Raw genomic sequence first — 26,957 nt, 5'->3', positions numbered from 1 at the left:
GACCCGTCAGCTCGGCGGAAGCGAGCGCGGCCCGCTGCCCCGGCGTCCGCGCGGTACCGGACGCACCGGCCCAGGCAGCTCCTCCTCGGCGCCGACCGCCCGCCGTTCCGACTCTGGCGCAGCCTCCATCGCTGCAAGCGGCTCGGCTTGGAGCAGGTCGGCGACCGTGCAGTTCAGCGCGGCGCACATCTTGTCCAGATCATCCAGGCGCACGGTGACCGGCGTGCCGCTCCACAGCGCGGCCACCTTGCTCAGTGACGGACTGAACCCGACCTGCTGGAAAGCGGCGAGCACCTCCGTCGGCCGCCACAAATCCCGCTGGGCGGCCACCATCCGCAAATTCCACTTCACCGAAGGTTCCCCTTGTCCATCACCAGTCGTTGAGCCGCACGCGAGCTGGCGGCCAAATTCGCAAGCTCAGGGTCGGCGTGCGCAGTCGCCATGTACCGAAGAGTCGTGGTGGCCCAGTCGTGCCCGAGGACCTTCTGAACCTCCCAAAGCGTCATTCCCCGCTCATAGTTATGAGTCGCGCAAGCGTGCCGCAGCAGATGTGGAAACAGGTCGGTGACCGGACCGCTCAGGTAGTTCGCGGCCGCAGTGTGCAACGCCTTGCGGAACGTCGAGGGCACGATCGCTGGCGCGATCGGCACGTTCAAGTCGGCGATCGCCTTCGACTTGCGCTCCGAAGGCCACAGCGGCGCCCGCGGGTGCTCGGCATCGTCCCCGAACTCGCCCCGTACCTCCTCGATGTACCACCACAGCAGGGCCCGGCCCTCCTGGAAGAGGTACGCCTCCCGCGGGCGGGGACCCGAGCCCCGAGCGCCCTTGCCCAGAACGACAAAACGGCCCCACTGGCCGTGCTCCCAGTGGATGTCGCCCAAACACACTCCGCACAGCTCTGCCGCGCGGACGCCAGAGAGGTAGGCGACCTTCGTCATCACATAGTCGCGGCAGGCCACCGCGTACTTCCGCGTGTCCGGCAGATCCTCGCGCCACCGGCCGAAGAAGTCCTTCATCGCCGTCTGCGACGGCGGGATACGCAGCCCGAAGTCCCCGCGGTGACGCGGCCGGTTGAACGGATCGATCGGCGACTCAACGGCAGCACCGAAGCGGCGCATGATCTCGCCGACGTAACGCTGCTCCAGGAACGCGAAGTACGCGTCGATCTTGTTGATCTTGCCGCGCAGAGTCGACTGGGCCCGCTTGCCCGGGCCGGCGAAGTACCGATCGACCTCGCGGGATGTCAGCTGCCAAGGGACCGTGCCGTAGAACTCACAGACCTCGATCACGGGCTTGATCAGCCCGTCCAGCGTCGCCGGAGCCAGACCTGCCGCATCGCGCGCCCACTGGTACTCGGACAACGTGTCGAGGAAGAAGCTCTCCTCGTCGTGCACCGAGATCCGGGCCTGGCGACGCCGTTGGAGCGTGACCACGTCCGCGAGCCCGGCTTCCACCGACACGCCGGCCGGGTCCACGGGGACTCTCGGGTCCGGGTCCGGGCGCACGAGCGTCAGCAGGCGACTTTCAGAATCTGACACGAAGCCGTAGATTACGGGCGCTACTCGCAGATTCTGCGAGTTACTGCGGAGATCTCACGCCATCGAGTGAACGACGCAAGCACCCCAACTCACCTGCCGAAATGGCCCTCCCGCCATCACGGGGCCATGGCGGGAACCCGCGCGTACTCCACTATTGAAGACCGTGCCGTCCGGCAACAGCTTCACAGTGCGCGCGGTTGCCCGGCCGCAGTAGGCCGCGTTCGACGCCTGGTAGATCGTCCCGACGTGACCCACCGCGATCAGGGCACCGGTGTTGCTCCGGCGTGGTACTGGATCGGCGAAGGACACAATCCCGCGCACACCGTGGGTGAGCAGGGCCTCGAAGCAGCGGGCGAGGAACCAGCTCTCCGAGTTGGCGGGGCATTCGTCCAGCAGGACGAAGCGCGAGCACTCCAGGGATTCGTCGTACGGGCGGAGCTCCGGCAGCGGCTTGGTGAGCACGGCTTCGCTGACGGGGACGCCGAATACCGCTGCGCCGCACAGCCGGCGTTCTGCCCCGGCGGCGAGGTAGAGGCCAAACCGCTCCTTGGCCGAGGGGTAGGAGGCGGAGTAGTGGTGCTGGAGGACGAATGCCTTGGCCTCTTCCTCGGCGAGCGGCTCGACCGTGTAGCGGCGGGCGTCGAAGCCGCCTTCGCTGGCGTGCCGCCACGAGGGTGTGCGCTGCTGCCACCTCTGGCACCAGTCGGATGCGGGCGGGATCTCCGTCTGGACCGTGAAAGGCAGGTGCTCCGGAGAGCTCAAGGCGTCGGTGCACGTCATGTGGATCTCCTTGCGGGCAAGGGCCGTCCGCCCAGGGGCAGCGCCGCGTGGCCGATCGGCGGCTCCGGGGAGGACTGGGGGATGGGGATCAGGCGGCGAGCGCGATGCGGGCTAGGTAGTTGTCGGCGGCGCCGTCGCAGAGGTGCTGCCGGAGGGCGTCGCCGCGGTTCCAGACCAGAGGGCCTTCCTCGCGTTCGAGGCGCTCGGCCTCGCCGTAGACCTCTGCGAGGCTGTGGCTCTGCTTGAAGCGGTGGCCGATCTTCGCTTCCAGGTCGCGGTAGCGGGCGGGCAGCGGCAGGCCGAGGGCCCAGCACAGGCGGGCGGCACGCACGAGGACGGCGAAGGGGGCCAGGACGCAGAACACGCAGGACAGGCGGGGGATCAGGGCGTCGTAGACCGGGTGGTACTCCAGGGCGCGTGTGGCGATCTCCTGCCAGATGTCTCGGTCCGTCACCTCGAAGATGGGGTGCCAGGTGAGGACTAGGCGGCTGTTCGCGCTGGTGCGCATGTCGATGGCCAGGCGCTGCTTCTTGCTGCGGGCGGGGGACTCAGCCGCTCGGATCCCCATACAGTTGAGGATGACGGCCTGCGCGTCGAGGCCGAGTTCGGCGGCGATCTGGCGCAGGAGCTTGTTGGCGACGTCCCGCTTCAGGGTCGCCGTGCACAGTCGGCGGGCGGCGTCGGGCCACATGCCGCGCTTCTCGACCAGTCCGAGGAGTCCGCCCTCGGCGTGCAGGACATGGAAGCGTAGGCCGTAGCGTTCGGCCTGGCGCTGGGCGAGCTCGCGGACGCCCGGCCATTCGGACTCTTCACCCAGGTCGATGTGGATCACGACGACCTTGTGGAGGCAGCCCGCTTTTTCGGCCCAGGTTGCGATCCGGTGCAGCATGACCAGCGAGTCCTTGCCGGCACTGGACTGCACCAGGATGGCGTGCGCGGCATCCATCATCTCAAGTGGGGTGTCGGCGAGTTCGTCCAGCAGGTCGGCGGCGATCTCATCGCGGCTGGTCGCTCGGGCGTGGCCGCGGGCGTGCCGGGCGTAGGAGGCGCTGAGGGTGCGGTTGGTAGTGCGAGCGGCCAGGAAGGTGCGGGCCACCTTGTTCTTTGCGGACTGGAGGCGACGGAGGCGGTCGGCGTATTCCGCCAGTGCCTCATCCAGCTCGTCGGAGGCTTGCTCGGGGTCCTGGGCCGTGGGGCGTTGCTGTGCGAGTTCGTCGGCGTGGGCGCGGGCCTGGGCCGTGGCCGTTGCTGCTCGGGCGGCGGCGCGCACAGCGGCCGTGTGTGCGGCGGTCGCCTGCTGCGCCCTGCGGACCAGGTCCAGCAGGTGCAGGCGTGTGGTGATCTCCATGGGTTCCTCAGCCGTGTCGTGTCTTCGGTTCGGGCCGGGGGCGGGCGGCTGCCACTGCTGCTCCGCGCCCGGGTGCAACTCGTCTCGTCGGATGTGCTGGGAGCTGTAGACCAGGGCGGCCCGGGCTGAGGCCCGGACCGTCTGTAAGACCGCTACGCAGCCGTCAGTCCGAGGACCTCCGCGGCGGGCCGGGCCTGCGGCACTACGTCCGCGGGCACGGCCTCGCCGTCCTCGTCGAGAACCAGGCCGTTCCGCTCCAGGTAGAGGGCATAGTCCTCACGACGCTGCCGGTCGGCGCGCTGCGTGCTCTCGCGGCGCAGCCGGTGCAGCGTGTCGATGGAGACCGACCGAGGCGGCGGCCGCGGTGCCGGGCCCGTACGGCGGGCCCGGCACCGGGCGGTGTGCCGCGTGCGGTCAGTTGCGCTCCAGCTCCAGGGCCACGAACTCCTTGTCGGTGAGGGCGGTGAAGCGCACTGGGAGCGGGATGGTGGGGGTGTCGAGGACGTACGCCTCGTCGAGGGTGATGTACATCTGGATGCGGTCGGCCCGGAAGCCTCGGAAGCTCTCGCTCAGGCGGTCCATGGACTGCACGAAGACGGCGCCGTCGCCGCCGGTGACGATGTCGTGGATCTCGATGGTGCGGATGGAGGGGGCCTCGTCCGCGTCGGCGTACGCGATGGTGACGGCGCGCTGTTCGTCCATGGCGCGGCCAAGGTCGGTAAGGGTGTCGGTGAGCGGCTGGTGGGCGGTGTTCTTCATCGTGTCCAGCACGGAGTCTCCCTGGGGATGTGTCTGTCTTCGGTGGTGGGCTCTGCCACGAAACCCGCAAGACAAAGATACAGCACTAACAACACGAAGGGGAGGGGACACGCCTGTTTCCGGGGGGAATTGCCACGTCAGCGATGCACCCTCAGCGACCACCGAGCGCACGTCACCAACGGCAAGGGCGCACCTCGCGGCTCTCGGCCGCCGAGCGGCGCTCACGTTCTCGCTGCGTCAGCTTCTCGCAAGCGGCCCATAGCTGGGCGTCTGCGGTGGTTGACAGCACGTCGCACGGAGCACGACGCTTGCGAGCGTTCGAGAGCGAGAGGGGTCCGAACGTGTGGCTGCAGCCGACAGCAATCCGACGCGCCTGGTTTTCAGCGCGAGGCCGTTGTGACTGGTTCGTGCACGATGAGGAGGACGGACTACTTCGCCGGGAGCGCACTCGTCGGGCCGCGATGAAGTGGGCGCGGACGTACGGCGGGACGTGCGCGGTCTCACCGCAGGATCTCACTCCTGAACTTGCTGCCCAGGCCGCGCTGTACCCCGTGCCCGAGGCGCCTGACACGCCCGTCCCGCGCCCTTGAGGAGCGTTGCGAGAACTCCTCGGTTGCAACGGGTGTCTGAGTAGGGTGCGGATCGCCAGAGGAGCATGCCGTGTCGGGGCCTGGACACCGCGGGTGTCCAGGCCCCGACGTTTTCAAAATCGCGTTCGGGCGTTGCGGTACTCACGCACGAGAACGGCGACGCTTGTGGCTAAGCCACCACGCCGCCAATGGCGGGGTCGCCGTCGTTGAGGTTCTCCAGCGCAGCAACGGATCGTCTTCCACGGGCCTCCTGGATGGCCCGCTGTACTGCTGCGGGTTCACCCGTGCAGGACGGTACCGGCCGGGCGGATCGTCTTGGGGTGTCGGGAGCCGCGCCGGCGGTCGGCGAGCGCGGCAAGCAGATCGGCGGGTTCGGGCTGCTGCTCCTCGCTCAGGTAGCGGATGTCGTCGCCCTCCGGTGGGGTGCCGGTCTCCTTGCCGATGGGGTGGCGCCGGCTGACGGCGGTGCGCCAGCCGTAGCGTTCATCCCACACCAGGGCGGGCGAGCCGGTTCCACTGAGCAGCACGGCGGCGGCCAGCACCTCGCCCTCCAGTCGATGTACCTGGACGTCCTGCTGCGCGGCCAGGCCTGCACCGACCAGGACGTCGGCGACGCGCTGCAGGTACAGCTGGACCCGCCGGGCGCGCAGTTCGGTGGCGGCGCTGGCCAGGGCCGTACGCTGCACCGCCGTTGGATAGCCGAGGCGGGCGGCGGCGTCCTCGGAGGTCAGATGCGGCGCCTCCTGCAGCAGGTCAGCGATCCGCTCTCCCCGCAGCCGCGGCAGTGCCCGCGCGGCCGCGGCATAGGACAGGCCGACACGCTCCTGCACGGTTGCGATGGTGGCCGCCGGGTCCTCGTCGAGCAGGGCGCCGACCCGGGCGGAGATCTCATCGCGCGGAACCATGTCGCCGCTTCCCTTGGGACGCCCCTTGGGCCCGGCCTCCGCACTGTCGCCCTTCGCCGTGCGGAATGCCTTCACGATGCCGCGCGGGCAGTGCTCCACGCCCTTGATCTTGGTCAGGTGCTGGGAGATCTGGGGGTGCGTCTTGTAGGCGTCCCAGGTCTTGGGAGTGACCCCGAGTTCGGCGGCAGCCTCGTTGCGGTCGAGGAGGTCCTGGTCGTCGTCCTCGTCCGGAAGGGCGGGGACGGGGCGGCCGGCCAGGTGGGCGGCGGTCTGCTGGCTGTCCCACAGCTTCACCCGCGCATCCTCTGAACTGATCGTGGGCGGGAAGTCTTTGGCGGTGTAGGGCTGCTTGTTGCGGAAGGTACCGATGCTGATGCCCATCGCCTTGGCGAGATCGTCGCTGGTCTGGGCGTACTTCCGGCGTCCGGCGCGGATCATCGTTCTCTCCTGGTCGGTTGGGCAGGGCGCCGGCGTCGGCGTTCCGAGCAAGGGACGGATGGGTTATGCGGTGTGGGCGGGCGTGCGGTCAGCGGCGGTGGCCTTCCACTGGGCTTCGAGCGTGCGGACCGCGGCCCGGTAGTAGTGATCGTCGTCGCCGATCCGTGCGTCCTGGGCCTCCGTCAGGGCCTCGAGCAGTTCCAGCTCGCCCAGGGAGCGGCGGCCGGCTGGGTCTTCGACGATGTGGGCACCGAGGTCTTCAAGGACGCGAGCGTGGCGTGCCTCGAGCACGGCGCGGCTGCAGCGCTCCGCCTGGCACTCCCGGGACACTGCCCGCGAGGCCAGCACGAACACCGTGATCATGGCGCCGCATGCGATGGCGCCGGCGGCTATGCCGATCGTTCCCCACGGGATGGTGACCTCGGGCAGGAAGGGCGGTGCGGGGCGGCCGGCGACGAAGGCGTCGAACTTGGCCTTCCCACGGATCGCGAGGAAGCAGAGGACGGCTCCGAAGGTGAGCCCGGAGACGGTCAGGAGCAGGGTTTCGACGGATGCGGTGCCGGCGTCATCGCGGGCGTGGGGTAACACGGAGGCACGCGGCCGAGCGCGGTGCAGCATGGGGGAACTCCTTGACGACGGTGATGACTTCGGTCCGTGGTGCGCTTGCCACAACACACCCATCGAAAGAAAGTTACCGGGCTTACGTCATCGCGGGCAAGGAGGCGTTCCTCGTGCCTGTCGCACCGCTACACTCCAAGGACGGCGCAACCCGTGCGGGTCACTTCCTGTCCTGGGCGGTGTGTGTCTTCGGTTGGCCGGTGCCCTTGCCACCCGCTTCGGCGGATTGGGCGCCGGCCGCTTTCTTTCGTCGTGCCTCCCAGCTGCCCTGCAGCGTAGGTGCCCCGCCGACGGGGGAGCGGCGGGGCAGGGCCAGTGTCTCAGCCTGATCCCCGCCCAGGGCCGATTTCGCTGTACCGGCTCTTCCCGATGGCCGAGTCCGTGCGCTGGTTCAGCCGTCCTGCTGCTGGCCGAGGATGCCAGCGAGTCGAGCACGCTGCTGCTCTTCCTCTGCCATGACCTGGGCGAGGGCCTCCCGGTCGATGTAGACGTCGATGGCCTCCAGGACCAGGCGCTTGAGTTCGGCCGGTTCGAGCGCCTCCACCTCCCACTGGACGGGGCGGTCCAGGTCGAAGCCGTAGCGGCGGGCGAACCCGGGCCAGCGCGGATCGTCTCTCTTGCCCTCGGCCGGCGGGAGCTGGTACTCGCGGACCTGCCCGTCCGTCAGCAGCACCCGCTCCACTCGCTCCCAGCAGTCGGTGCGCACGACCCAGTCGCGTTCGATGTCGGAGCCGCTGGCGTCGAAGTCGCCGACATAGAGCAGCGCCGCGGGGCGGGGGTCGCTGCGCACGCGGTCGCGGACGACCTCGGCGTAGGACTGGCTGCCGAACCCGCGCACCACCAGGACCGGGATGCCGTACTCGGCGAGCCACCCGGTGAGCAGCTGGCGCAGCGTGTCCTTCTCGGCTGCCACGTACAGCGCACGTTCCTGCCCGCGGGTGCGGTCCAGGCGAAACCACGCGGGCATGTCCGCCACGAACGCGTCGGTGTCCTGCCAGGCCGGGGGGACGTGTACTTCGCGGATCGTGTCGATCAGGTCGGGGAAGAGGCCGTCCCGGCGGGCCTGGGCGAGCCGGGAGGACAGCCTGCGGTACGTGGGGGCCGTGTTCGGCACGAGGCCCGCAGCGACAAGCCGGTACATGACTTGGCGTACGGTCACGCCGCCGTCGTATCCCTCGACGATGTCGCGGGCCCGGTCGATGATCTCCTGCCATCTGATGCGCGCACTCATCCGGTACATGTACCCACTTCCCCGTCTCAGTGGTCAACAGCGCCTTCGAGTGCGGAGACCGGAGGAAGGCCGAGCTGGCTCAGGCCGCGGCTCGTTCTGCCAGCGCGGCGCCACCTCACGGCCGGTGCCACCATAGAAAATGACGGAGCATTTGGTGATGCCCCGGAATAGGCTGGGCCAGCAGGATCGCGCGGTCCTGCAGGGTGCAGGCTGTGGCAGAGCGGCCAATTGCAACCTGGCCCGGGAGGGATCCCCCGGTTCAGGTCTGACGGGCAGGGCCGACCCTGGCCCGGGTCTGTCCGTGGGTTCGAATCCCACCAGCTCTGCACCCGCAGCCCGTTGCCCGTGCTGAGCCACTGAGCCTCCGGCCGTCGCCGTCGTACCGCCTGTATCGGCACCGGCGAGGCATGAGGGTCCGGGCCGCTCCGCTGAAGGGCAAGCCGCAGCCCTCGGGCAGCTTCACAAGCCGCCTGGTGCCGGGCGGCGGGCTGATTGTCGCTTATGCATCGTCCGGCAACGGGTCGCCCGCGGGGCGGTGGCCGGGCGGACGGTCCGGCGGCTGCCTTTCGGGCTGCTGCGCGGGTTTGGGCCCGCCCGGTGGGCGGGCCCAAGACGGGCGCCGTCAACTGGCAATCGGGACGTGTACTGATTCGTGGTACTCGGCCCGGGGCTGCCCGGCGCTCTTGGCGGAGTGGGTCCGCAGGGCAGCCAGGACGGTGCTGGCCTGCCTCTCCGTGGCGACGGTCTCGAAGCCGTCGCCGCTCTTGTTCTTGTGCCGCACGCTCCACCTCGCACCGGTCAGATGCGGCCTCCAGGTCAACTCGTAGCAGTTCCCCTCCGCGCTCACAACGTCCCACCACCCCCGCTGCACAGGGGCGATGAACTCCCCCGGGTTCACCTCCGGCGTCTGCGGGCCAGGCCCGTACATCGCTTCCATCCATGCCAGGTAGGCCGGAGTCGGGGCAATGGGGGCGCGCAGGGTGGTCCCGTTCGTCCCGTGGGCCGTCCAGGTACCGGTGAGGGTCCAGCCCCGCTTCTCGACCAGGACCGCGATCTTCTCCTGCCCCACGGCCAAGGGACTGCGGTAGCTGCCTTCGATCCCCTGCGGCCTCCGCAGGGAGTCACCGTGCGCGGCCGTCCTGCATGTACCGCACACAAAGGACAGCACTGCGGCTCCCGTCAGCGGTGAGACGTAGAGCTCGGCGGCAACAGGCCGGTGCTTCTCCTCAGCGCGTCGGGCGACGGCTCGGCGGCGGTCCTCGGTGGGCCGAAGGGGGGTCTGGGGCCGCTCGGCCGCCAACTTCCATGCTGCGCGCCGCTGTTGAGACTCGATCCGGCGGCGGTCCGCTTCCAGGGCCGCGGTCCGGCGGCGATCGGCCCGGATGATCGCGCGCACGTCGTCCAGGCCGACCCACCGTCCCAGGTCGGTGTCGGTGTCGCCGAGGGTGTAGGGCACTACCGTGTCCGGGGTGTGATAGACGCGGTACTGCCTCCCGGCGCAGGTCAGTTCAGTGGTTCGGCGGTTCGTGCCCGGCACGGGTGCCCACTCGGGCGCGGCCGGATGGACAGCGTAGGGGTCATCGGTGCCCCGCTCCCCTGCGGCGCGGTCACCGACTCCGGTCACGGCGCCGTCCTCGCCGTCCCAGGTGTCGATGGCCCCCGAGTCGCTCACGGCGTCGGGGCGTACCGGGGTGACGTCTACGGCCGGGGCGGTACATGTATCCATTTCCGGTGAAGGGTCGGTGCCGACGGGCCGAGCACGCCATCCAGTGCCCGGTGCGCTGGGCCGGTCGACGCCGATGCACGCCCCGCCCTCGTCCTCCCACACGTCCACGCTGCACGGGTCGCTGATCACGTCGGCCGGACGCTGCCCGTACGCCACGGCGGCTGCCTTGCGCGCGGCCTCTCCAGCGCGGTGAATCTCGCCGAGGCTCGCGCCCGACTCCTCCGCCTTCTTGCGCGCTGCCCGCGCGGCCCGGATAACGTCCCGGGCAGGTGCCTGGACCGGCGCCGGGCCCGCCTCGGGAAGACGGCGCCCGGCTGCCGTGTAGCACTCGGCGCACACGTACGCGGGCCCCGTGTGCAGTGTCGTCGCGTACAGCGCTACACCGACCGTGAAGCAGCGTGGGCAGTACTGATGGCCCGTAGCCATGGCCTTTTCCTCCGCTGGGCACAGCATCGGCCCGGACGGCATGAGTGCGGTCACGATGTCCACCCGTCCACACGTCCGGCACTCCGCACCGAACACGGTGTCGGTGCCGCAACGGTGGCAGTGCGCACCTGCCGGGCCCTCCGGCGCGGCGGTGTCGGCCGGAGCGGCTTCCGGGGCAGGCTCGACACCCGGTACGTAACCGCCCTCTGCCTCCCACTCCTCGATCGGGTCACCGGTCGTGGCCACCCTGTCGAACAGACCGTCGGACGCGCACTCCGGTGCGATCACCTCAACATCGGCGTTTCCGCGCGGGGTCGCCACGAACGCGTAAGCGCGCTTCCGGGTCGAGCCGTGCACGAACGGCAGGCATACGGCCTCATCACGCCGTGCCCGACGGCCGTCAACTGTCGCCACCACGACCGCCGAGGTCTGGCCTCGGTTGCCGTTCCACTCCCCGGACCGGATGCGGTTCGCCCACACCTGCCCCGTGTACCGGGCCCCGTCCACGGTCCATGCCAGCATCACGCCCGGGGCGTAGTCGACCGGAGTGAACTCCTTGGCGCGCGGAGGCTTGCCCGGCCACATGCTGAGCGGACGCTTGCGCCACTTCGGCGCGCCCGCCCCGTACCGGGCGACTTCACCGGCGAATTCCCGTACACACGCGGCAAAGCCGTTCTTGGCTTCCTGGTGTCCTTCCTCCGGCACCGTGCGCAGCGTGTACGCCATGCGGCCGTCCGTCGACTCAATCCGCATCCGGTCGCCGTTCCCGGTCACGTAGGCGCGCCCGGTTTCGCTCGCGCTGATCAACCGGCGCGCGTTCTCCGGGGTGCCCGCCGGGGCAGTCTCCGGGGTCTGTGTTGGGGGCGTAACCGGGATTTTGACGGCCGGAGCCCCGACCGCCGGAGCCTCCGGAGCGCCAGCCACCACGGTCGCGACGTTCTTCCGCACGTAGGTCAGCACCGGCCCCCGGGTTTTGTACCCCTCCTTGCCAGGGATGATCCAACGCCCGTCAAGCGTCACCAGGCTGTACCGGTCCGTCGCGGGGCAGTAGACGGAGTACGCAACCGCGCGGCACGTCGTGCTCTGCCGCTGCCGCGCCGGGTACAGGTCAGCGTCCGAAGCGAGGATCGTGCGCGCGTCCGTAAGGTCGTGCCCTGCCATGGCGTGGCGGGCGGGAGTGGTGATCTTGACGGTGTGCGACATGGGGAAGTCCTCCGTGATGGGGTGTGTGGCTTCGGTGTTGGGGGTCGTGCCACCGACCAACCCAACGAGAGAAATATACCGCATATTCATCACTCCTGGAAGGGGTTCCGGGCACTTCTTCGAGAGTCTGCGCTGGTCAGCGGCTCGCGCGAAGCCGCGCCCGCGGGCGCAAGCACCCGCCCGCGGGGCCCCTGGACGGGCTGGCGGCCACCCGAAACGACCGTGCTCCCGCGGGACGACCAAGCCGAGCCGAGATGGGCTGGACTCTGGGGCGGGCTGGCCCGTACTGAGCTAAGTCCTCTTCCTCCGACTTACGCGGAGAAAGAGGTGTCGGCGTCCAGGAAGGGCTTGCCCACAGCCACTGACCAGCGAAAACGTCAGCATGCAGGAAGGGCAGGCCCCCACCCGCGGCCGCACTCCCGGTGCAACCGCGGGACCGCCTGTGCGGCCAACCGTGCAGACCACCGTGGGAGCAACTGTGCGGCGGGGCCGCTCCGCGAGGCTTGCCCACGCGCGATTCGGGCGGCACGCCCTCGTGAGCCGAACACAGCCCCGCTGGCTGCCGACTGAGTCCTGCCAAGCCACGACCGGCGGGCCATACGCCGGGCTGCTGCTGTCGATGGCCCTGACGCGGCCGCCGGTTTCACTGACAGGGCCCAGGCCCGACAGCGCGGGCGGGGCCCGACCTGCGCCGGCTGACATTTGCCAGGCGGCCGGATGGCTCGGTCGCCTCACGCCGTTCACCGCCCGAAGACATGCCACACACGACGCTCGAACGTTTCTTCGATTCCTGCGTTATGGTGGATGCCTCAGAAGACGCAGGTCGTGGGGAGGGACACGCGGGAAGCAGGAGGTACAGGGCCGTGGATTTACTCATCTGCATGTCGCCTCCGGCTACTCCGCCCGCTACGGCGCGTCCCTGCCCGACGCCCTCGTCAAGCGTGCGGCTGAGCGCGGCATGGCGGCGCTGGCACTGACCGACCGGGACACCGTCGCGGGCACGGTCCGCTTCGCGAAGGCCTGCGCAGCGGCCGGGGTACGGCCCGTCTTCGGCGTCGACGTCGCCGTGGCCCCCATGGCCGAGGCGCCCGCCCGCACCGCCCGGGTGCGCACGCCCGTGCGCGGCGGCGCGCACGTGGTGGAGCCGCCGCTGCGCGTCACCCTGCTCGCGCAGTCGGCCACCGGGTGGGCGCGGCTGTGCGCTGTGGTGTCGGCCGCGCACGCCGAGGCCGGCGGCTCGCTGCCGGTGGTGTCCTGGCCTGTGCTGCACCAGCATGCCGACCGTGACCTGGTGGTGCTGCTCGGCCCGGCCTCGGAGCCGGTGCGGGCCTTGTCCGCCGGCCGCCCGGACCTGGCCGCGCGGCTGCTGGAGCCGTGGCGGGAGCTGGCCGGGCCGCGGCTGCGCCTGGAAGCGGTGTGGCTGGGGCGCCGGGGCACCGGTCCGGGCTCACTCCGGCTGGCCGCGCGCAGCGTGGGCCTGGCCGATGAGCTCGGTGTGGGCGTGGTGCTGAGCAATGCGGTGCGGTACGCGGATGCGGGCCAGCACCGGCTGGCCGATGTGCTGGATGCGGCCCGGCTGTTGCGGCCGATCGACCGGCGAGCCCTGGACGGAGGGGAGCGCTGGTTGAAGGGCCCGGGCGCGATGGCGGCGGCCGCGGAGCGGATCAGCCAGGCCGTGGGCGAGGAGCGTTCGCGCGCCGCCAGGCTGCTGGCGGAGACGGAGGCGACCGGCCAGTCCTGCGCCTTGACTGCGGGTGAGCTGGGGCTGGGGCGGGCGCATTTTCCCGAGCCGTCGGTCGTGGGCGCCGGCGAGGGGGCCGGGGCGGGGATGCGGCTGCTGCGGCAGCGGTGCGAGGCGGGGATGGTCGCCCGCGGTCTGGACACCGACGAGCGGGCGCGGCGTCAGCTCGACTACGAGCTCGACGTCATCGGCCGGCTGGGCTATGAGGCGTACTTTCTCGCGGTCGCCCAGGTCGTGGCGGATGTGCGGGCGATGGGCGTGCGGGTCGCCGCGCGCGGTTCGGGCGCCGGGAGCATGGTCAATCACGTGTTGTTCGTGGCCACGGCCAATCCGCTGGATTTCCGGCTGCTGTTCGAGCGGTTCTTGAGCGAGCGGCGCCGGACGCTGCCCGACATCGACCTGGACGTGGAGTCCGCGCGGCGCCTGGATGTCTACGACAAGATCATCGAGACGTTCGGGGCGGAGCGGGTGGCGGTCACCGGCATGCCCGAGACGTACCGGGCCCGGCACGCGTTGCGCGATACCGGACTCGCGCTCGGCATCGCGCCGCAAGTCATTGGTGAGGTAGCGAAGTCCTTTCCGCATCTGCGGGCGCGGGATATCCGCGGGGCCCTGGCCGAGCTGCCCGAGCTGCGCCATCTCGCCGCGCGAGCCGAGGAGTTCGGGCCGTTGTGGGAGCTCGCCGAGGGCCTGGACAAGCTGCCGCGCGGGTACGCCATGCACCCCTGCGGAGTGATCGTGTCGAATGCGTCGCTGCTGAAGCGGCTGCCGGTACAGCCCACCCCGGGCGGATATCCGATGGTGCAGGCCGACAAGGAGGACGTCGAGGACCTCGGGCTGCTCAAGCTGGATGTGCTGGGGGTGCGGATGCAGTCGGCGATGGCGCACGCCGTCACCGAGATCCGCCGCACCACCGGCCGCCAGCTCGATCTGGACAACCCCGACCACGTCGACCTCAACGACCGCCTCGCGTTCGAACTCATCCAAGCCTCCGACACCGTCGGCATGTTCCAGCTCGAATCCCCCGGCCAGCAGGACCTCGTGGGCCGGCTCCAGCCCCGCCACCTCGCCGATGTCATCGCCGACATCTCCCTGTTCCGGCCGGGCCCAGTGAGCGGCGGCATGCCCGCGCTGTTCATCGCCGCCCGGCACGGTGCCGCACCCCGCTACCCGCACCCCGACCTCGAGCCGATCCTCGCCGACACCTACGGCGTCGTGATCTGGCACGAGCAGATCATCGCGATCCTCACGCGAATGACCGGCTGCGACCGGGCGGCGGGCGACGTCGCCCGCCGCGCCCTGGCCGACGCCGACCGGCTGCCGCGCGTGGAGGCATGGTTCCGCCGCACCGCCGGCGAGCGCGGCTACGGCCCTCAGGTGCTGGACGAGGTGTGGGAGATCATCGCCTCGTTCGGCGCCTACGGCTTTTGCAGGGCGCACGCGGTGGCCTTCGCCGTGCCCGCCCTGCAGTCCGCCTACCTCAAAGCCCACTACCCAGCCGCCCTGTACGCGGGGCTGCTGGAGCACGATCCGGGGATGTGGCCGCTGCGCGTCATCGTCGCCGACGCCCGCCGCCACGGCGTGCCCATCCTGCCCGTGCACGTCAACCACTCCCGCACGCAGCACGGCGTCGAGCCCACCGAGCAGGGCTTCGGGGTGCGGCTGGCGCTGTCCACCGTCAAGGGCATCAGCGAGGCCGAGACCGCACGGCTCGCCGCCGGCCAGCCCTATGCCGGGCTGCAGGATCTCTGGCAGCGGGCCCGGCCCTCCCTGCCGCTCGCCCAACGGCTGATCCGTATCGGCGCCCTCGAGGGCCTCACCGGCGACCTGACGCGGCGGGATCTGCTGCTGCAGGCCACCGAGCTGCACCGGCAGTCGCGCTCTCGTGCAGCCACCGACGGGCAGCTCCCGCTGGGCGGGGACCTGGTCAGCGCGCAGCCCAGCGGGCTGCCGGAGATGAGCAGCCGTGACCAGCTGAATGCCGAGCTGGAGGTGCTCTCCATCGACGTCTCCCGTCACCTGATGGAGCATCACCACCGGCTGCTCGCCGAGCTCGGCGCGACCGACGCCACCCACCTGAAGGCCATGGTGCCCGGGCAGAAGGTGCTGGTCGCCGGCGTGCGCGCCTCCACCCAGACCCCGCCGATCCCCTCGGGCAAGCGCGTCATCTTCGTGACGCTGGAGGACGGCTCCGGGCTCGTCGACGTCGCCTTCTTCGACGACAGCCACGAAACGTGCGCGCACACCGTCTTCCACAGCGGCCTGCTCCTGGTCCGCGGCAGCGTCACCGCCCGCGGCCCCCGACGCACCGTGGTCGGCGAGATGGTGTGGGATCTCGACGAAGTCGCCGCCGCCCGACGCGACTTCGGCCCGCAGGCCGCCCTGGAACTCCTGGGCCGCACCGCGCCCGCCGCCACCCCCGCCCAGCCCGCCGCGCCGGCACGCACCCTCCCCGACGGCACCGCCGGGGCTCGGCTGCACCCCTACGCCGACCTGCAGCCCGCCGGTACACGCGCGGCCGACCTGCGGCGCCTGGGCCACCGCAGCCAGGGAAGCGCGGGGTGACGTCATGGGACAGCGCCGCCTCTTCCGCTTCCGCTTCAGCCTGCCGTCGGCCGATGAGTTCACCGACCGCGGGCCGTTGGTGGCCGGCGATCAGGAAGGAGTGACGTGATGGGTGTGAGGCAGCAGGTGTTCTTCCACATCCGTTTGCGTCAGCCCGGCGTACTGCCGCAGTTGGTGGAGGTTCTCGGGCGGTTCACGCCCTTGGTACAGACGCTGCCGCCTTCGGCGGCGATCGCGCAGATGGGAGGCACGCCTGCGCATCGAGCCGGTCCTAGACGCCCTCAACCAGCGCTACGGTCCGGGCACAATCGGAGCGGCCGCCGCGGTCGCAGCCGAAGGACGGATGGGCCTGTCGTAGCCCCTCGCTGCCCGCCTGTCCAGCAATCGGTCGGTTATTGAACATCAATCCCTGGGCATCGAAGTGCCGGGTAGACGATGTCCAACAAGCATGTTCATCGCAGGGGAAGACGCGGCAGTACGGTGCACTGTTACGACGACAATCGCGCCTTACCCTTTTAGACTCTCCGATTCGTTGGCGTTTAAACTTGCCTTTAAATGACGACGAGGCTATGTTGGGGGTCTTGGCTTGCTTGTCCGCATCCAAGACCCCCTGATTGTTAGGCGATGTACTGAATCAGTACCTGTACATAGGCGGGAATCAGAGGCAGCACGAAGTAGAGGCCGACGAAGAACACGACCGTGAGTACTGTCAGGGCAATCATCCCTCGGGGGGTGACCAGGGCGAGCCTGATCGTGAGGCCGAGCTGCTTGCACAGCTCGGCTAGCGGGCCGCGTTTGACGCGACTTCGGTTACACATTGCGTGGTAGAAACCTTCCGGCTCGACTGCATTGGCCTGACTGCATCACGAGCGGCCGAGTGCCGCGCGGGACGCGAAACTCGGCCACTGCTCGTGCTTGCGGTCGGGCCCAATGGAGCCGTGGGAATGCTTTAGGCACCCGCAGATGCAGCCTATTCAGGGCGGTACAGAACCCCGCAGGAAAGCTAACACGAATTATCGCCGAATTCTAGAGCCGTCTTACTTCTCGGAATAATTCAATTCCCTGAGTATTCCCTCCACGACAAAGCGCGACGAAACTCTGTTTACAGCACGCCGATGAAGGCGTTGCCCCCCTTCGGCCGGTCGGTGCGGCGTGCTGGCGGGCGCGAACGATCGTGGAGTCGATCTGGACCAGCCAGTCGACGTCACCTGCGGCGTCGGCCTGGGCCTGGATCCGTTGGAGCGCCCGCGTGAACACGCCGGTCAGTACATAACGCCGGAAGCGCGTGTAGACGGTCTTCCACGAGCCGAACCATTCGGGCAGATCACGCCAGGCGATCCCCGTCCGGATCCTGTAGACCATGCCGTTGATCACCCTGCAGTCATCCGCACGCGGTCGCCCGGTCACGGCCCGAGGTATCAACGAGGCCAGCAACTCCCATTCCTGGTCGGTGAGTTCATGACGACGCACCCGACCATGATCCAGTAAGGACAACTCGGGCCGCCGGCGAACGCTAAGGTCTGCCCGAGCGGAGGGGGAGATCGACATGGACAGCATTGCGGGAGCGGTGGGCTCGCAGATTTTCAGCGCGGTGGTGGCTGCTGTGGTCACCGGTATCGGCGGCCTGGTCCGCTGGTTCGTGGTTAAACGACTGCCCGCCCGCCGCACGTGGCGCTACTCAACTGGCGGCGAGGTTTCGATCGTTCTGGATACTTCCCACATAGACACCGGTCGCTACCAACGGCCTGTAGCTGGTCTGGGACAGGTCCGGGCGCTGTCCGTGCTCATCCCTACCCTGACCCATGCCTACCGGGACCTCGACCTGGAGAAGGTCCGACTGTCGGCCCACCTGCCGGGCCACGAGATGGAGCACGACCTGCTCGTCCTCGGCGGACCGAAGAACAACGAAGTCGCCGACCGCATCCTTGACGCCATGGCGGAGATGCTGCCGTTCCGACTGGGTGGAGGAGCGATCACCTGGGAGGACACCGCCTACACGGGAGACGCCACAGACGGTGAGGTCGTACGCGACTGCGGCTACATCGTCAGAGCTCCAAACCCCCTCAACCCAAATAGGCGCGTCGTCCTCATCGGCGGCTGGTCCACCTTCGGCACCGTGGCCGCAGCCCGCTGGCTGGCAGAGAACGGTGCCAGCCGTTCCCTGGCCGCCGACGTCGCCGTGCTTGTAGAAGCCTCAGTCCTTCGCGATGGCCACGTGTCCACGCCTCAAGTCCTACGCCAGGCAGACCTGAGCGCGTGAACGACGCCACTGCGTGTTTGAAGACGGGCCCTAGTTCAGTCCGGCAGCCGCAGCCGGACGAACCGCACCGTGCGGTGACGGCCGATGGTGGGCAGAACCTCCGCCACAAGGGCTTCCTCTTCCAGGACGGGATGTTCGGCTGTGCCGTCGGGCGGCATCCGGGCCGGGCCGAGGCGTCCGGCGACAGCCCGAGCCACCTGGACGCTCTGCACGGAGGTCAGCCGCGGTGACGTCGTGACCTTCTCGTCGTCGAGCAGTACCCGCACCGCCCGCGGACGGTGCGCCGGACCCAGCACGGACAGCACCGGGGCGTCCGTGCTGTCCGCCGAGCGCCACTTCACCCACGCGCGGGTCAAGCGTGGGTTGTAGGGAGTATCCCAGCGGCGTGAGACCACGCCTTCGACACCGGCTGGGGCCAGTGTGCGCGCCCACTCCAGCGCCGTGTCCCGGTCATCGGTGGACAGCACCGGACGTACTGGGGTGTCCTGCAGAAGGCGACACAGGCCCGCCCATCGCTGCGAGAGCGGCTGCGCGCGGATGTCGCGGCCGTCCAGGGCGAGCGCATCGATCGCGACGAAGGACAACTGCACCCCGTTCGTGCGCCGCCACGCGGCGGTGCGCAGGAGAGCTGCGAAGTCCATCCGCCCGTCCGACTGGACGGCGCAGAGCTCGCCGTCGAGCACGCTCCCGGTCGGCATGATGTCCGCGAGCGGCTTGACCAGTTCGGGGAACTCCGGCGCGAGCGCGCGGCCTGCGCGGGAGTGGAGCACGAGTTGGTCGCCTCCTGCCGCCGCGATGACGCGAAATCCGTCCACCTTGATCGTGTGTTGCCATCCGGCCCCGACGGGAACCGTGGGCACGGCAGCGGGGCGCATCACCGTGACGGGTAGTGCGAGCGGCCAAGGCGCATTCATGGGGTGACCGCGCCGCGCATGCGGCGGCCGCTTGGGCAGTCCATGGGCCACCTGTAGCGGGGGAAGAGCCCGAAATGGGGGGCATGGGGCCGTGTCGGGGGCCGACCGGCGCGGTATTTCACGCGGTGGCAGGAGCGCCTGCCAGGAGCTGGCCGTGGTCGGGGTGCTCCTGGCCCGTCGGCAAGACCAGCGACCGGCGCCGCGCCTCCCGGCATCGGCGGGACCAGGAGAGATGCCAACGAAAAGCCCGCGACGCCAAACCTCCGGCGGCCGGCAGTGCTAGGGTCGCCAGCTGCGCAGGTGTTCGGCGATGCGTGCGGCGGTGCACCGCGGGTCGTACAGCTCCTGGGCCAGGGCGGTGAGTTGGTCCCGTGTCGGGTCGGCGGCGATGCCGCTGGCGTTGAGGTACATGACAGCGACGGCGCAGGCCACGGTGAGGTTTGAGCGCTCCAGCCACCGGCAGCGGCCGAGGGTGTGCACGAGGGCGGCGGCGCGTGCGTAGGGGCCGCCGTATACGGGCTGGTCAAGGAGTTCAGCTCGGTGGCGTGCGACGGCGGCGATCGGGACGCCGAGGTCGTCGGGTGCGGGGTCGCGATGGCCGGCGCGCTGGGCGACTTCGAGGATCCAGGAGAGATCGACGTGCAGGGACATGCTCACGCAGCGGCGCCCCGGCTCGGCAGTGCCGGGGCGTGCTGCGCGTCGAGGTCGGCTTCCAGGCTGGCGAGGAATTCGCCGTCGGTGTCGATGAGGCGTTGGGCGGCGGCCATGCCCGCGGCGCGGGCGCCAGTGGTGTCCTCAGCAATGAGGCGCTCGACGTACCGGTTGAAGTCCAGGCCGCGCGCGGCGGCGGCGTCCTTGCCTGCGGCCAGTATGTCGGCTTCCAGGCGCACCTGGGTCTGCTTCCTGCTGCTCATACTTTTCACGGTAGCAGGGTGGTAGCAGGCGGGCGAGTGCCTCGTAGCGGGCCTCATCAGTGATCTGCCGCGTTCTTCGTACGTCGGCGCTCGGCAGCGGGTGAGGCGGGACCACTCGTCCGCGTTCCGGGGCGCCCGCAGAGTACCGCCTGCCTCCTCACGGAGATTGACGCACCGGGAGCGGATGAGCGGCTGCCCCCCATGCCTGGAGGGTGTCAGTTGAGGGCAGGGGAGGTGGCGTGGGCGGTCTGCTGCGGCGTTCAGGGCAGAGCCAGCCCGTCGCCTGCAGCGCGCGGAAGTACGTGCACATGAAGGTGGTGGACAGTCTACTTCGTGTGCTCTTTGGTGCGTTTGAGGATGTAGTCGCGGGTGATTCCCAGGGCCTCGGCGATGTCAGTCTGGGCACCGTGATACCGGGTCTTCATCTGCGCGATCTGCCGCCAGAATTCGCGTTCGGCGGCGGCGACCTTGGCGTCGCGCTCGGCCTTGGCCGCTTTGGCGTCCTTCATCAGCTGCTCGACAACTTGCGCGTCAGGGCGAGGTGCCACGATGGACTCCAGTCTGTAGTGCGATGGCGGGGCAGGACTCCTGCTCCAGCCGAGTACGGGAAGACGCCAAGGGCGGATGCCTTGGCGTCTGATCGCCCCTGTCCGCTGGCTGCAGCAGGACCAGGCGGCAGGGCAGGATGCCGCGAGTTCAATGAGGCCGACCTTGTATATGCATCTCATGAGTATGCACTCATGCTAGAAGCGATCTTCAGGGCCCGGCCAATGCACCTCGCACTGATGCCGAGTACGGGCGCGTGTCTACGCCTACGCAGAGCCAAGCATCCGGCGGACGGATTTGGGCGGTGTGCGCTGCGCCGGGCCTAGTGTCATCGGTACGGGCCGGGCGGGAACCTGCTCTGAGTCGACTGCCGAGCCCCCGGTGCTGGGCCCCAGCCGGAGCGGTGACCTCCCAGTCCGTGGGCGCCCGTTACGAAACCCTCCCTCCTCCCCAGCTCTCAAACCACCTGGTGGTTTGGGGGAGTTGACGGGGTGCCCGGGGCCTGACATCATGCAGTTGTGGGCGCCATTCGTGCGCCCATTTGTTATAGGGCTCCGCTTCTCCGGTCAGGAGGACGGGGCCATTTTCGTTCCTCGACCATCAGCCCCTGGGTCCTTCCCGGGGGCTTTTTTCGTACCTGGAGGTCCTCACCTTGTCCGTGCCGTCCGCCGCGTTGTTCGGCATCCCCTTGTGGTGGTTCGCCTCGCTGGCCGCGCTAATCCTGCTGGTCATGCTCCTTCTTGTCGCCTACCTGGGACGGGAGCTGATGCGGCGGACCCAGCCGCGGGACCTACCGCAGGCTATGTTCGGGCTGAGTCACGTCATTGCGGCTCTGAGCGGCCTGCTGCCCTGGGGGCGGCCTCCCGCGCCACCGGCCCTTCCCGAGCCCCCCACCCAGCCGGATGCTGGTGCTGTCACAAACCAGGCCGTGGTCGTCCTGCGTAGCGACACAGAACTGCGGCCGGGAACACGAGGGGAGGAGCGGTGAGCATTGACCGTGGTAACGGCGGTGCCCGTCGTCCCCGTGTGCACCGCACCGGTGATCTCGGTGCGATGCTTGGGACCATTTCGCCGCAGCGGGCACGGTTGGTTCTCGCCGTGGTGCTCTACGGAGCCACGTGTGCGGAGGTGGCGCTGAGGATGGGGATCTCCACGTCCAGGGCGGCCCGGATGCTCTCGACGACGGTGTCCCTCATGCGCCACCCGTCACGGTCCCAGGCGCTGCGCGACTACGCCGACGACGGGGGCGATGACGAGCTTGTCATCGACAGCGACTTGAGAACGTTGATCAGGCAATGGCGCATCGAGGAGACTCTCGTTCCACGGTGTTCTACGTGCGATGTCCTGCTTCCCCCGGCGACGTCTTGGGAGGGGCGCCCGCGGGAGTACTGCTCCAACGCCTGTCGTCAGAAGGCGTACCGCCGGCGGAAGACAGCCGCCCGCACGCAGAGCGGCGGCCGGCCATGAGTCCCTCCTCGCTCGGGCGCTCCCGTGGCCGGGGGCGGCCAGGCGCAGAAGAGCTCGGGACGCCCCCGTCGCTGACCATGTACATCTACAGGACGGCGTGCAGAGCGTTCTCCGCGACGCCGTCGTCGTCCTCGCGGTAGCCGCGCATCACCTTGGAGCCGGGCGCGCGGCCGCGGCCGCGCGCGGTTGATGCTGACGATGACGTGTGCCCTCGCGGTGAGCGAGGTTTCGCCTCACAGGCCGGCTTCGTACTGGTCGGCGTCCGAGCCGTGCAGGAAGTCATAGAGGTGGCAGGCCCGGTTCCAGAGGTCGGCGGCGCGGGTGTCTCCCGCATGGGCGATGAGCAGGGTGTAGAGGTCGGGGAAGTTGCGGCCGGTGCCGTCTGCGGCCTGTTCTTCGGCCATGGCGTCGGCGAGTGCGTACGGGTCGGTGGGGACGCGCGGGTCCAGGTGCTCGAGTTCGGGGCGGTAGTCGGCGACGTGGATGGTGGTTCCCTCGACGTGCTGGGTGCAGTACAGCTGCCTGCGCAGGCGTGCGGCAGCCTCGTCGGTCTGGTGCCTGCTCGTGTAGGGGCCGAGGCGGACCGGGTCGAGGCCGGGCCGGGTGAGGACGACGGCATGGCCGGGCGGGTGGGTGTAGCGGATGGGGCGGCCGAGTTGGTGGGCGAAGCGGATCTCGGCGTGGGTGGACTCGCCGATGTAGCCGCCGGGGTTGACGACGAGGACCTGGTCGGCGGTGCGGATCTTCCACCGGTGCAGGGCGTCGAGTTCCTTCTTGAGTTCCTCGGCGCGCTGGGGGTCGCTCCACAGCGGGTGGGGCTTCTTCATGTCGCAGCCGGGGGCGAGGACGATGCGGCCCTGGGCGGTCTCGCGGAGGTTGGCCTCGGCGAGTTCGGCCCAGAAGCGGGTGGAGCCGCACAGGCAGACGACAGTGGGGGGCGCGCCGGGTGCGGGGGCGGTGGGGAGGTCGCGGCGGTGGCGTCGGTGGTTTCGGCGGCGGTGTGCGAGGGGCGCGGGGGCTGCTCGTGGCTCATGCGGGATCGGTTCCTTCGGGCGGGGCGGGGCGGTGGATGGGGAACTCGAAGAGGGGGGTGTGGGTGAGTTCGGTTTCGAGGCGTTCGGTGACGGCGTCGCTGCGGGCTTGGACGCATACGGGGCACAGATGCCGGGTGGTGATGATCCAGCCCTCGGTGGTCATGCACCGGGCTGTGCCCGCGTCTAGCTGCGCTGATTCCAGGGTGAGTTCGTAGTCGCTGCCGAGGTCGTCCTGGTCCTGGGCGTGGTAGGTGGCGCCGCAGCTGTCGCAGCTCACGGCGTAGACGGTGCGGGGAAGAAAGCTCATCGGGGCCTCTCCGGGCCGCCGGGCCGGCCGGTTGCTGGCCCGGCGGCTGACGATCGGCGGTGGGTGTCTGCGGTGGCTCAGAACGGGGGTTCGTCGAGGTATCCGTCGGCCTGACCGGGTGTTGCGGTGTGAGGGTGCTGCGGCGCGGTGGGCTGGTAGCCGTTGGGGGTGTAGGCGGGGCAGAGGCTGAACTCGCTGCGAGTGGAGGTGTACTGCCGGCCGGTGCCGCGGCATCCGGTGCAGTCCGGGCCGTGCGGGTCGTCGTCCTCGCCGCGCCGGCAGGTCACGGGTTCGGCGTGGACGGGTGCACCGTCGTTTTGCCAGATGATCGGTTCGAGCGTCCAGCCTGATCCCTGGCAGCCGCCGGGGCAGTTCGGCGGGTGCGGGGCGCGGTCCTCGGTGTGCTGCTGGTACTGCTGGCGGAGCCAGATGCGGGCGGCCGGGGCCGGTAGCTGCATCCTCCAGTCGGCGCGGCGCAGGGCGTTCGCGGCGGCCGCGGCCTGCGCGGCGTGGTGGGCGTCGGCCGGGTCGGCGAGGGCGACGAGGTCGGCGATGACGGCGCGCAGCAGCAGCGCGGTGCGTCGGCGGCCGGCGATGTAGTCGGGGCGGAAGGCGTGGGCGGTGCCGCTGATGTGCGCGTATCGGGTCCAGAACTCTTCCTGGACGAGTTCGGTCAGCAGCCGCGGGATGGAGGGAGTGGGGTCGTAGGCGGGGCGGGTGGCCGGGGCCGGGTCGGCGGCGGGCCGGTGGTCGGTGATGGTCACGGTGGTGATCCCTTGGGGCTCGGTGGTGGCGGGAGGCCCGGGGCGGCCGGCTGAGTTGGCGACCTGGCGGCCGCCCCGGGGCGGGTTCAGGTGGTGACGCGGATCGGCATGAGCAGGTAGTTGAGCGCGCCGTCGCCGAGGTCGTTGCCGTCGCGGGTGGCACCGGTGAGCAGGGCGGGCTGGACGGGGTTGGCGAGGGCGAACTTGATGGCCTGGGCGTCGGTGTCGGCGGTCAGGGCCGTCAGGCCGTCCAGCAGGAAGCCGGGGTTGAAAGCGATGCTGAAGGGGGCGCCGGTCTGGGTGTCGAAGTCGGCGTCGATACGGTCGTGGGCCTGGGCGTCGTCGCTGCTGCCCGCGGTCAACAGCAGGCTGTCCTGGCCGAAGTGGAGGTGGACCGGGCGGCCGCGTTCGGCGACGAGGGCGACGCGTTTGACCGCTGCGGTCAGCTGCCCGCTGTCGACGACGGCAGTGGCTTCGAACTCGGTGGGCCAGAAGGTCTTGTACGGGGGCAGGTTGCCTTCCAGGGCGCGGGTGGTGGTGCTGCGGGCGGGGCCGGCCAGGGCGAAGACGCCCTGGTTGGTGGGGAGGGCGGTGTCGATGTGCTCGGCGTCGGCGAGCATCCTGGCGGCGTCGAGCAGTGCCTTGGCGGAGATGAGGGCCTGGCCCTGGCCGGTGTCGCTGGTGGCGCTCCAGTCGATGCTGCGGACGGCGAAGCGGTAGCGGTCGGTGGCGGCGAGGGTGAGTTTGCCGTCGGCGGCGGTGAGCTGGATGCCGGTGAGGACGGGCAGGGTGTCGTCGCGGCCGGCGGCCGGGACGACCTGGGCGACGGCGTGGAAGAGGGCTTCGCCGGTGACGGTGCCGGAGGTATCGCCGGGCTTGGGCAGGCTGGGGTACTCCTCCAGCGGCAGGGTATGCAGGGTGTAGCGGGTGTGGCCGCAGGTCAGTACGAGCCGGGTGCCGTCGAGTTCGAGGCCGACGGGGTTGGTGGACTTGACGGTGCGTGTGATGTCGGACAGCAGCCGGCCGGAGACCAGGGCGCTGCCGTCCTGGGTGATGGCGGCGGGCAGGGTGGCCAGGGCGGAGACCTCGTAGTCGAAGGCGGCGACGGCCAGTTGCCCGGCGGCGGCCTCCAGCTTGAGGCCGGCGAGGACGGGCACGGGTGGCCGGGCGGGAAGAGCTCGGGCTGCGTCAGCGATGGCGGCGGCGAACGGGCCGGGTTCGATCTGGAGCTTCATGAGTGCGGGGTCCCTTCTCGTCCTCAGGCTCAGACGGCGCGGGTGGGGGCGGGCTTGGTGAGGTGGCTGCGCAAGTGGCTGTCGCGGACGTACTCCAGCGCGGCCTTGGTGGTGCTGGTCTTGGTCCAGGGGCAGGCGGAGCAGGTGGCGGTGTAGGCAGCCCGGCCGGGGCAGGCGGCTTCCTTGGGCTTGCCGGTGGTAGTGACCTTGTGGGTGCAGACGGTGTGGTCGGCGTGGACGGGCTTGATGGTGGCGGTGATGCGGGCCATCAGGGGTGAGCCTCCGGGCTCTGGGTGGAGTTGGAGTTGGTGAAGAACGGCAGCGGCTCGCCGCACACGGGTGCAGGAGCGGCCGGTGCGGCGGGCGGCAGGACCGGCTCGCGCGGCACGGCCAGGTCGGCGACCGCTTCGAGGGCGAGCTGCCCGGCGGCGGCCCGGCCAGCAGCGCGGGTGAGGGCGGCAGTGACGCGGTGATGGGCCCGGTCGTGGTGGAGGTGGCAGCCCTGGCACATCACGACCAGGTTGTCGGGGCGGACATCCTCGGGCTGGTGGTTGAGGTGGGCGGTGGTCAGAACGACGGTCGTTCCGGTTCCGTAGGCGGGCTGGCCGTGCCGGTTGGGGCAGCGGCCCGGGTGGGTGCCGCGCCCGCACTGGCCGGTGCAGGCGCAGCGCCAGTTGGCGGCCTCCTTCGCGGCGCGGGTGAGGGTCGGCCAGTCGTCGGGGTATCGGTCCTTGTTCTCCGGCCGGATCGGCACGGTCGTCCCTCCTCTGGTGCGGCGGCGCCGGCGGCTTCCGGGCGGCGGTGGGTGTGCTGGTGGTCAGGTGGCGGGGCGGCAGCTGAGGGCGGCGAGAGCTCGAGGTCGCTTGCGGAGGCGGTCACGATGTCCGCGTCGTGCAGCCACTGGGCCCAAGACCGGCTCCCAGGCCGGGGCGGGCGGTGACCTCGCTCTCGCTGAGCTGGCCGCGGGCGTGGGCACCTGCGTGGTTCAGCCCCCGTCCGTGCTGTTGTTCCAGTGGTGCCCGTCCGGGCAGATGAGCGCGTGGTTGGACAGCATTTGGTGAGGGCCGCGACCCTCCCACGCGTGCGTCCCGGACGCCGCGGGCTGCTCGCACCACGGGCATTTCCACGACGCCAGCTCGTGGGACTGGAGCGGGCGCGGCTGAGTCGACTTCGACGCCGGCGCGGACACCGCGGCCGCGCCCTGAGGCCCCAGGAGCGCGGCTACGTGTTCCACCGTCGCCGGAGGCCAGTACACGGTGTCCGGCGTGCCCCACCTCCTGATGCGCCCCGCCCAGACTGACATCCCCCGGCCGCACAACGGCCCCACCGCGATCCAGATCCCGAGGCCGGCCACGAGCACGATGGCAACCGTCAGCCACAACGGCACGCCCATCACTCCGTACGCGAGGATGCTGACCACTACGCCGATGCCCCACGCGATCACCACGTCCGCATTCAGCACGGTGATCGCGGCGAATAAGGCGACAGCCCGCCGTACCGAGAGCCGGCCTTCCTCCCGTGTCACCGCGCTCACCTCACGATCATGTTGTCGGGGCACCCACTCACGTGGGACAGGCATGCCTGGCAGTCCTCATTCCAGGCCAGGCCCGCGTGGGCGATGTTGCTGGCGTGGGCGTGGAACCAGCAC

The 26,957-nt window shown here is 70.1% G+C and carries 24 protein-coding genes and 1 tRNA gene; 3 read left to right on the top strand and 22 right to left on the bottom strand.

Features of this window, described 5'->3' with window-relative positions; translation table 11 throughout:
- Positions 1 to 6: 6 nt before the first annotated feature.
- From STRAU_RS00395 to STRAU_RS00360, 8 genes are all read right to left on the bottom strand, one after another.
- Positions 7 to 333, bottom strand: a complete 327-nt coding sequence (locus STRAU_RS00395; RefSeq protein ID WP_016638214.1) for a helix-turn-helix domain-containing protein — start codon at positions 331 to 333, stop codon at positions 7 to 9.
- Between the two features lie 14 nt (positions 334 to 347).
- Positions 348 to 1,475, bottom strand: coding sequence for a tyrosine-type recombinase/integrase (locus STRAU_RS00390; RefSeq protein ID WP_016638213.1), 1,128 nt, complete (start codon positions 1,473 to 1,475; stop codon positions 348 to 350).
- Between the two features lie 117 nt (positions 1,476 to 1,592).
- Entirely contained in the window at positions 1,593 to 2,318 is a 726-nt protein-coding gene (locus tag STRAU_RS00385; RefSeq protein ID WP_016638212.1) for a Mom family adenine methylcarbamoylation protein, read from the bottom strand.
- Between the two features lie 88 nt (positions 2,319 to 2,406).
- Entirely contained in the window at positions 2,407 to 3,666 is a 1,260-nt protein-coding gene (locus tag STRAU_RS00380; protein WP_016638211.1) for a phosphoadenosine phosphosulfate reductase family protein, read from the bottom strand.
- A gap of 414 nt (positions 3,667 to 4,080) precedes the next feature.
- Positions 4,081 to 4,437, bottom strand: coding sequence for a WYL domain-containing protein (locus STRAU_RS00375; protein ID WP_016638210.1), 357 nt, complete (start codon positions 4,435 to 4,437; stop codon positions 4,081 to 4,083).
- An 856-nt stretch (positions 4,438 to 5,293) separates the two neighbouring features.
- A complete protein-coding gene (locus STRAU_RS00370) occupies positions 5,294 to 6,358 on the bottom strand; it encodes a DUF6292 family protein (RefSeq protein WP_016638209.1) in 1,065 nt (354 codons plus the stop codon).
- Between the two features lie 63 nt (positions 6,359 to 6,421).
- Positions 6,422 to 6,976 (bottom strand): hypothetical protein, encoded by a 555-nt coding sequence (locus tag STRAU_RS00365; RefSeq protein ID WP_037656787.1) that lies wholly within the window; start codon positions 6,974 to 6,976, stop codon positions 6,422 to 6,424.
- 391 nt (positions 6,977 to 7,367) lie between these two features.
- The gene (locus STRAU_RS00360; protein WP_259299790.1) at positions 7,368 to 8,207 is read right to left on the bottom strand and encodes a hypothetical protein; all 840 of its coding nucleotides are present in this window, start codon (positions 8,205 to 8,207) and stop codon (positions 7,368 to 7,370) included.
- Positions 8,208 to 8,412: 205 nt separating this feature from the next.
- Between STRAU_RS00360 and STRAU_RS42135 the strand changes: the two genes are divergently transcribed.
- Positions 8,413 to 8,535: transfer RNA gene (locus STRAU_RS42135), tRNA-OTHER, on the top strand.
- 294 nt (positions 8,536 to 8,829) lie between these two features.
- On the opposite strand, the gene STRAU_RS00355 is transcribed toward STRAU_RS42135, so the two are convergent.
- A complete protein-coding gene (locus STRAU_RS00355; RefSeq protein WP_078620863.1) occupies positions 8,830 to 11,562 on the bottom strand; it encodes a hypothetical protein in 2,733 nt (910 codons plus the stop codon).
- Between the two features lie 877 nt (positions 11,563 to 12,439).
- Between STRAU_RS00355 and STRAU_RS00350 the strand changes: the two genes are divergently transcribed.
- Positions 12,440 to 15,868 (top strand): DNA polymerase III subunit alpha, encoded by a 3,429-nt coding sequence (locus STRAU_RS00350; protein ID WP_037656794.1) that lies wholly within the window; start codon positions 12,440 to 12,442, stop codon positions 15,866 to 15,868.
- 617 nt (positions 15,869 to 16,485) lie between these two features.
- Here the strand turns inward: STRAU_RS00350 and STRAU_RS00345 are convergent.
- Entirely contained in the window at positions 16,486 to 16,686 is a 201-nt protein-coding gene (locus STRAU_RS00345) for a hypothetical protein (RefSeq protein ID WP_037656782.1), read from the bottom strand.
- Between the two features lie 208 nt (positions 16,687 to 16,894).
- Complete coding sequence (locus tag STRAU_RS39735) at positions 16,895 to 17,338, bottom strand: IS5 family transposase (RefSeq protein WP_158691985.1); 444 nt, start codon at positions 17,336 to 17,338, stop codon at positions 16,895 to 16,897.
- 76 nt (positions 17,339 to 17,414) lie between these two features.
- Between STRAU_RS39735 and STRAU_RS00340 the strand changes: the two genes are divergently transcribed.
- Positions 17,415 to 18,128 carry a hypothetical protein gene (locus STRAU_RS00340; protein WP_037656780.1) on the top strand — a complete coding sequence of 238 codons (714 nt, stop codon included), beginning with the start codon at positions 17,415 to 17,417 and terminating at the stop codon, positions 18,126 to 18,128.
- Positions 18,129 to 18,163: 35 nt separating this feature from the next.
- Here the strand turns inward: STRAU_RS00340 and STRAU_RS00335 are convergent, their stop codons facing one another.
- The 11 genes from STRAU_RS00335 to STRAU_RS00275 all read right to left on the bottom strand — a co-directional run bounded on the left by STRAU_RS00335 (position 18,164) and on the right by STRAU_RS00275 (position 26,843).
- A complete protein-coding gene (locus STRAU_RS00335) occupies positions 18,164 to 18,943 on the bottom strand; it encodes an ATP-dependent DNA ligase (protein ID WP_016638200.1) in 780 nt (259 codons plus the stop codon).
- Between the two features lie 378 nt (positions 18,944 to 19,321).
- Complete coding sequence (locus STRAU_RS00330; RefSeq protein WP_016638199.1) at positions 19,322 to 19,693, bottom strand: hypothetical protein; 372 nt, start codon at positions 19,691 to 19,693, stop codon at positions 19,322 to 19,324.
- Between the two features lie 2 nt (positions 19,694 to 19,695).
- Positions 19,696 to 19,956: a hypothetical protein gene (locus tag STRAU_RS00325; RefSeq protein ID WP_016638198.1), complete on the bottom strand. Its 261-nt coding sequence runs from the start codon at positions 19,954 to 19,956 to the stop codon at positions 19,696 to 19,698.
- A 326-nt stretch (positions 19,957 to 20,282) separates the two neighbouring features.
- Entirely contained in the window at positions 20,283 to 20,504 is a 222-nt protein-coding gene (locus tag STRAU_RS42750; protein ID WP_162473211.1) for a hypothetical protein, read from the bottom strand.
- Between the two features lie 1,698 nt (positions 20,505 to 22,202).
- On the bottom strand, positions 22,203 to 22,796 hold the full coding sequence (locus STRAU_RS44365; protein ID WP_016638196.1) for a hypothetical protein: 594 nt from the start codon (positions 22,794 to 22,796) through the stop codon (positions 22,203 to 22,205).
- A gap of 202 nt (positions 22,797 to 22,998) precedes the next feature.
- Positions 22,999 to 23,310 carry a hypothetical protein gene (locus tag STRAU_RS00300; protein WP_016638195.1) on the bottom strand — a complete coding sequence of 104 codons (312 nt, stop codon included), beginning with the start codon at positions 23,308 to 23,310 and terminating at the stop codon, positions 22,999 to 23,001.
- 77 nt (positions 23,311 to 23,387) lie between these two features.
- Positions 23,388 to 24,074: a hypothetical protein gene (locus STRAU_RS00295; RefSeq protein ID WP_016638194.1), complete on the bottom strand. Its 687-nt coding sequence runs from the start codon at positions 24,072 to 24,074 to the stop codon at positions 23,388 to 23,390.
- An 86-nt stretch (positions 24,075 to 24,160) separates the two neighbouring features.
- Positions 24,161 to 25,309 carry a DNA polymerase III subunit beta gene (gene dnaN / locus STRAU_RS00290; protein ID WP_016638193.1) on the bottom strand — a complete coding sequence of 383 codons (1,149 nt, stop codon included), beginning with the start codon at positions 25,307 to 25,309 and terminating at the stop codon, positions 24,161 to 24,163.
- 29 nt (positions 25,310 to 25,338) lie between these two features.
- Entirely contained in the window at positions 25,339 to 25,578 is a 240-nt protein-coding gene (locus tag STRAU_RS00285; protein WP_016638192.1) for a hypothetical protein, read from the bottom strand.
- Positions 25,578 to 26,063, bottom strand: coding sequence for a hypothetical protein (locus tag STRAU_RS39525; protein WP_016638191.1), 486 nt, complete (start codon positions 26,061 to 26,063; stop codon positions 25,578 to 25,580). The genes STRAU_RS00285 and STRAU_RS39525 overlap by 1 nt, the downstream gene beginning before the upstream one ends.
- 231 nt (positions 26,064 to 26,294) lie before the next feature.
- Complete coding sequence (locus STRAU_RS00275) at positions 26,295 to 26,843, bottom strand: hypothetical protein (RefSeq protein ID WP_016638190.1); 549 nt, start codon at positions 26,841 to 26,843, stop codon at positions 26,295 to 26,297.
- Positions 26,844 to 26,957 lie beyond the last annotated feature (114 nt).

Origin of the sequence: Streptomyces aurantiacus JA 4570 (genome assembly GCF_000414115.1) — a bacterium.
GTDB classification, from domain to species: Bacteria; Actinomycetota; Actinomycetes; order Streptomycetales; family Streptomycetaceae; genus Streptomyces; species Streptomyces aurantiacus_A.
Note: the sequence above shows the minus strand (reverse complement) of the source record. Positions and strands in the feature narration are given on the sequence as shown.

What these genes read in the sequence shown, in the direction of transcription:
- STRAU_RS00355 (WP_078620863.1), bottom strand. Translation starts at nt 11,562, where the DNA reads ATGTCGCACACCGTCAAGATCACCACTCCCGCCCGCCACGCCATGGCA.
- STRAU_RS00370 (WP_016638209.1), bottom strand. Translation starts at nt 6,358, where the DNA reads ATGATCCGCGCCGGACGCCGGAAGTACGCCCAGACCAGCGACGATCTC.
- STRAU_RS00345 (WP_037656782.1), bottom strand. Translation starts at nt 16,686, where the DNA reads ATGTGTAACCGAAGTCGCGTCAAACGCGGCCCGCTAGCCGAGCTGTGC.
- STRAU_RS00365 (WP_037656787.1), bottom strand. Translation starts at nt 6,976, where the DNA reads ATGCTGCACCGCGCTCGGCCGCGTGCCTCCGTGTTACCCCACGCCCGC.
- STRAU_RS44365 (WP_016638196.1), bottom strand. Translation starts at nt 22,796, where the DNA reads ATGAAGAAGCCCCACCCGCTGTGGAGCGACCCCCAGCGCGCCGAGGAA.
- STRAU_RS00330 (WP_016638199.1), bottom strand. Translation starts at nt 19,693, where the DNA reads ATGTCCCTGCACGTCGATCTCTCCTGGATCCTCGAAGTCGCCCAGCGC.
- STRAU_RS00395 (WP_016638214.1), bottom strand. Translation starts at nt 333, where the DNA reads ATGGTGGCCGCCCAGCGGGATTTGTGGCGGCCGACGGAGGTGCTCGCC.
- STRAU_RS00360 (WP_259299790.1), bottom strand. Translation starts at nt 8,207, where the DNA reads ATGAGTGCGCGCATCAGATGGCAGGAGATCATCGACCGGGCCCGCGAC.
- STRAU_RS00285 (WP_016638192.1), bottom strand. Translation starts at nt 25,578, where the DNA reads ATGGCCCGCATCACCGCCACCATCAAGCCCGTCCACGCCGACCACACC.
- STRAU_RS00385 (WP_016638212.1), bottom strand. Translation starts at nt 2,318, where the DNA reads ATGACGTGCACCGACGCCTTGAGCTCTCCGGAGCACCTGCCTTTCACG.
- dnaN (WP_016638193.1), bottom strand. Translation starts at nt 25,309, where the DNA reads ATGAAGCTCCAGATCGAACCCGGCCCGTTCGCCGCCGCCATCGCTGAC.
- STRAU_RS00325 (WP_016638198.1), bottom strand. Translation starts at nt 19,956, where the DNA reads ATGAGCAGCAGGAAGCAGACCCAGGTGCGCCTGGAAGCCGACATACTG.
- STRAU_RS00300 (WP_016638195.1), bottom strand. Translation starts at nt 23,310, where the DNA reads ATGAGCTTTCTTCCCCGCACCGTCTACGCCGTGAGCTGCGACAGCTGC.
- STRAU_RS00380 (WP_016638211.1), bottom strand. Translation starts at nt 3,666, where the DNA reads ATGGAGATCACCACACGCCTGCACCTGCTGGACCTGGTCCGCAGGGCG.
- STRAU_RS00340 (WP_037656780.1), top strand. Translation starts at nt 17,415, where the DNA reads ATGGACAGCATTGCGGGAGCGGTGGGCTCGCAGATTTTCAGCGCGGTG.